The organism is Pseudoalteromonas sp. SR45-5, from assembly GCF_014163565.1.
GTDB classification, from domain to species: domain Bacteria; phylum Pseudomonadota; class Gammaproteobacteria; order Enterobacterales; family Alteromonadaceae; genus Pseudoalteromonas; species Pseudoalteromonas distincta.
Genome location: NZ_JACJDN010000379.1, coordinates 1 through 3,936 on the forward strand (window position 1 = coordinate 1; position 3,936 = coordinate 3,936).

The 3,936-nt window shown below is 42.3% G+C and carries 4 protein-coding genes; 1 reads left to right on the plus strand and 3 read right to left on the minus strand.

All coding sequences use genetic code 11. The features are described from left to right. Positions 1 to 236: sulfurtransferase TusA (gene tusA, locus H5072_RS13605; protein WP_182693820.1), on the plus strand; the 236-nt coding region annotated here is incomplete at its 5' end. Positions 237 to 432: 196 nt separating this feature from the next. On the opposite strand, the gene H5072_RS13610 is transcribed toward tusA, so the two are convergent. The 3 genes from H5072_RS13610 to glyQ all read right to left on the minus strand — a co-directional run bounded on the left by H5072_RS13610 (position 433) and on the right by glyQ (position 3,930). Further along, positions 433 to 882, minus strand: coding sequence for a hypothetical protein (locus H5072_RS13610; protein ID WP_004335197.1), 450 nt, complete (start codon positions 880 to 882; stop codon positions 433 to 435). Between the two features lie 74 nt (positions 883 to 956). After that, entirely contained in the window at positions 957 to 3,026 is a 2,070-nt protein-coding gene (gene glyS, locus H5072_RS13615; RefSeq protein ID WP_024597184.1) for a glycine--tRNA ligase subunit beta, read from the minus strand. A 1-nt stretch (position 3,027) separates the two neighbouring features. Then, positions 3,028 to 3,930: a glycine--tRNA ligase subunit alpha gene (glyQ, locus tag H5072_RS13620; protein ID WP_182693821.1), complete on the minus strand. Its 903-nt coding sequence runs from the start codon at positions 3,928 to 3,930 to the stop codon at positions 3,028 to 3,030. Between the last annotated feature and the right edge of the window lie 6 nt (positions 3,931 to 3,936).

A 3,936-nucleotide genomic window follows, 5' to 3' on the forward strand; every position in this document is an offset into this window, starting at 1 on the left:
GCTTTGATAATCCCGATCACCAATTAGATGCCATAGGCCTTCGCTGCCCAGAGCCAGTAATGATGGTACGTGCTGCTATTCGTAAAATGAATGACGGTGAAACGTTATTAATAACTGCTGATGACCCGTCAACCACTCGCGATATTCCGAGCTTTTGTACGTTTATGGATCACACGCTGGTAGCTAAAGATGCAGAAGCAGCACCGTATAGATATGTGGTGAAGAAAGGGCTTTAAACTCACGTAGGTCGGGTTGAGTTTTACGAAACCCAACGTATTTAATAACCACCAAAATAGTTTTGTTCGCCACACATGTTGGGTTTCGCTTCACTCTACCCAACTACGAAACCCCCTTGGTGTTAATGCTGAATAAATCCTACAACGTCCTTGTCACAAATCCATCAACCCACTAGGGCTATTAAATAGCTAAAAATCACTTCTTCGTTATCGTCACTTGTGGCTTATCGTAGTCACTGTAATCAATACTTACTATGTACGTGCCTTTTATTGCTGGTGTGAAACTAAAGTAGTTATAAATAGTATTACAGTCTGCGATAGCTGGCTGGCCCAGTGTTAGCTTTTGTCCTGCTGGTTGTGCGTCGCTGTAACCACAGTTGTAACCTTCACTAAAATCGGCATCGGCTATTTTAAATTCGTACACTTTACCTGGGGTCGAAAATTTAACTTGCGCTTGATAAAGCGCAGGGCCAACTGGCGCAAACTGATACTGGGGTTCTGCATCCCACAATGTAAAGTCGCCACGTAAGTAAATTGTGCGGTCAAGCTCTTGCTGTGGCAATACATCGTTAATCGAAATTTGGCTTGTACAGGCAGTAAGTAAACCAGCAATTGCTAAAGTTAAAATTCGTTTCATAGAAATCATCAATAGGTATCCTTTGCATACAGTGAAAACTAAAAAGCCAGCAAAACGCTGGCTTTTAAAATTGCTAATCGGTGTTATTTTTGTAAAACAGAAATATCTGCAATACCTAAAAACAATCCGCTTAGCTGGCTTAATAGCGCAAGACGATTTTGCTTAACAGCTTCATCGTCGGCCATAACCATTACGTTGTCAAAAAAGTTATCAACACTTTCACGAATACCCGCCAATTGGCTTAATGCTTCTTGGTAGTTTCCATCTGCGTAAAGTGGTGCAAGGTCAGTGGCAAATTTTGCTACTTGTGATGCCAATACTTTTTCGGCGTCGTCGCTTAATAAGCTCTCATCAACACTACCTTGGCTGGTAATGTCGTTTTTAGCCAGAATGTTACCTACACGCTTATTAGCTGCTGCAAGCGCTTCTGCTGCGTCTAATGTACGGAAGTGGCTTACGGCTTTAACACGGCGGTCAAAATCAACAGGTTTAGTCGGACGACGTGCAAGCACTGCTTGAATTACGTCTACTTCAATACCTTCGTCTTGATACCAAGCACGGAAGCGCCCTAGCATAAACTCAAATACGTCAGTTGATACATTTAAGTTAGTTAACTTGTCGCCAAACAATGTTTGCGATTTAGCTACTAGGTCTAAAATATCAAGTGGTAGTTCTTTTTCTACCATGATGCGCAGTGCACCAATAGCAGCACGACGAAGAGCAAATGGGTCTTTGTCACCTTTAGGTGCTTGGCCTATACCAAAAATACCCACCAGCGTGTCAAACTTATCAGCAATCGCTACTGCGCAGCTAATTAAGTTTGTTGGTAAGTTATCCCCTGCAAAGCGTGGCATGTACTGCTCGTTTTGCGCTACGGCTACATCTTCGGCTTCACCATCGTGGCGAGCGTAATGCATTCCCATTACACCTTGCACGTCGGTAAATTCCATAACCATTTCAGTCATTAGGTCAGTTTTACTTAATAAGCCTGCACGCTGTGCTAGGTCTTTATCAGCACCTAATTGCTCAGCAATATAACCTGCAAGTTCACTAATGCGCTCAGACTTATCTTTAAGCGTACCAAGTTGCTTTTGGAACAATACGCTATCAAGCGACTCTAATCGGCTTTCTAGGGTTTTCTTTTTATCTGTTTCAAAGAAGAACTGTGCATCGGCTAAACGCGGGCGCACTACTTTTTCGTTACCAGAGATAACCACACTTGGATCTTTACTTTCGATGTTAGATACAAACAAAAACTTATTTAAAAGTTTGCCGTTTTGATCTAATAACGGGAAATATTTTTGATCGTCTTTCATGGTGTAAATTAACGCTTCGGCTGGTACATCTAAAAATGCTTCTTCAAATGTTGCCGTTAAAGTAACTGGCCACTCTACAAGTGATGTTACTTCTTCTAGTAAATCTTCATCCATTGCAACAACAGCGTTAACTGCGCTTGCAGCCTCTTCTATTTGTGCTCGAATTTGTGCTTTACGTTGCTCGTAATCAGCAATAACGTAAGCAGATTTAAGTACGTCAAAAACGTCATCTGCATGGTTAATGCTAATTTTTTCTGGGTGATGAAAACGATGACCCTGAAGCTGGTTAGTTATTTGCTTACCAAGAATTTCGCCTTCAAGTAACTCATCACCAAATAAAATAGTTACTGTATGCACAGGGCGAATAAATTGTGTTTTATTCGCGCCCCAACGCATTGGTTTAGGGATTGGTAATTTACTTAATGCTTTTGTGATTGCATCTGTCATTAGGGTTTTAGTTTCTTGCCCTGCTACTTTAGCAATGTGCAATAACCAAGCGCCTTTATCGGTTTCAAGTGTTTGTGCGTCTTTTACTTCAATACCACAACCACGTGCCCAACCCATTGCTGCTTTTGTTGGGTTACCTTCGCTGTCAAACGCTGCCTTTGTTGCTGGGCCACGCTTTTCAACTTCTTTGTCTTGTTGCTTAGCTTCAAGCGCTTTTACTTGTAAACCCAAACGACGAGGCGATGCATACCAGCTTACGCCTTGGTGTGCTAATTCTAATGTTTCTAGCTCTTGAGTTAAGTTTGCAGCAAAGGCTTCTGCTAATTTACGCAATGCTTTTGGTGGTAACTCTTCAGTGCCAATTTCTACTAATAAATTTTGTGCTGACATTTTACTTATCCTTACACAGCGGGAAACCAAGCGCTTCACGTTTGTCATAGTAACTTTGTGCACACGCTTTTGATAACGCACGAACGCGTAAAATATAACGCTGACGTTCGGTTACCGAAATTGCGTGGCGTGCGTCTAGTAAGTTAAATGCGTGCGATGCTTTCATTACTTGCTCGTATGCAGGTAGTGGTAAGTTAGCTTCAATTAACTTTTGGCTTTCTGTTTCACACTTATCAAACTGTGCAAATAAGTCTTCTACGTTTGCATGTTCAAAATTATAAGTAGATTGCTCTACTTCATTTTGATGGAACACGTCGCCGTATGTTACGCGCCCTAGTGGACCGTCTGCCCATACTAGGTCGTAAATGCTATCTACGCCTTGAATGTACATTGCTAAACGCTCTAGGCCGTATGTAATTTCGCCTGTTACTGGTGAGCACTCTAAGCCACCCACTTGTTGAAAGTAGGTAAACTGCGTTACTTCCATGCCGTTTAACCAAATTTCCCATCCCAAGCCCCATGCGCCTAGCGTAGGTGATTCCCAGTTATCTTCTACAAAGCGAACTTCGTGAGTAAGGGTATCAATACCCATTGCCGCTAATGAGCCTAAGTAAAGCTCTTGGATGTTATCTGGCGATGGCTTTAAAACTACTTGGAATTGGTAGTAATGTTGTAGGCGATTTGGGTTTTCACCATAGCGGCCATCCGTAGGACGACGACACGGCTGAACGTACGCGCTCGACATTGGCTCTGGACCAATAGACTTTAAAAATGTTTGCGGGTGAAATGTCCCGGCGCCCACTTCCATATCAAGTGGTTGAATAATGACACAGCCTTGCTGCGCCCAATAATCCTGTAAAGCCAGGATCAAACCTTGAAAGGTTTTTACGTCATATTTTTGCATATTTGG